A 345-nucleotide genomic window follows, 5' to 3' on the forward strand; every position below is an offset into this window, starting at 1 on the left:
AGTAGGACGTTGCCAGGCTAGTATTATTCCGCAGTAGCTCAGTGGTAGAGCTATCGGCTGTTAACCGATCGGTCGTAGGTTCGAGTCCTACCTGCGGAGCCATTATGCTTCCATAGCTCAGCTGGTAGAGCACTTCCATGGTAAGGAAGAGGTCACCGGTTCAAGCCCGGTTGGAAGCTTGGGAACAGTACTAAAACTTTTTGGCCCGTTGGTCAAGNNNNCCCGTACGGGTCACCACTTTTGGAGGATTAGCTCAGCTGGGAGAGCACCTGCCTTACAAGCAGGGGGTCGGCGGTTCGATCCCGTCATCCTCCACCATATAATTTATAATGTCGGAGGGGTAGC

General features: G+C 53.1%; 3 tRNA genes. All 3 read left to right on the top strand.

From position 1 onward, the window contains the following. Positions 1-27 precede the first annotated feature (27 nt). The 3 genes from CN373_RS24950 to CN373_RS24960 all read left to right on the top strand — a co-directional run bounded on the left by CN373_RS24950 (position 28) and on the right by CN373_RS24960 (position 318). Positions 28-102 (top strand) — tRNA-Asn (locus tag CN373_RS24950). 4 nt (positions 103-106) lie between these two features. Next, positions 107-179: transfer RNA gene (locus CN373_RS24955), tRNA-Thr, on the top strand. Positions 180-242: 63 nt separating this feature from the next. Further along, positions 243-318: transfer RNA gene (locus CN373_RS24960), tRNA-Val, on the top strand. The last annotated feature ends 27 nt before the right edge of the window (positions 319-345 follow it).

This window comes from Bacillus cereus (assembly GCF_002561295.1).
Lineage (GTDB): Bacteria > Bacillota > Bacilli > Bacillales > Bacillaceae_G > Bacillus_A > Bacillus_A cereus_S.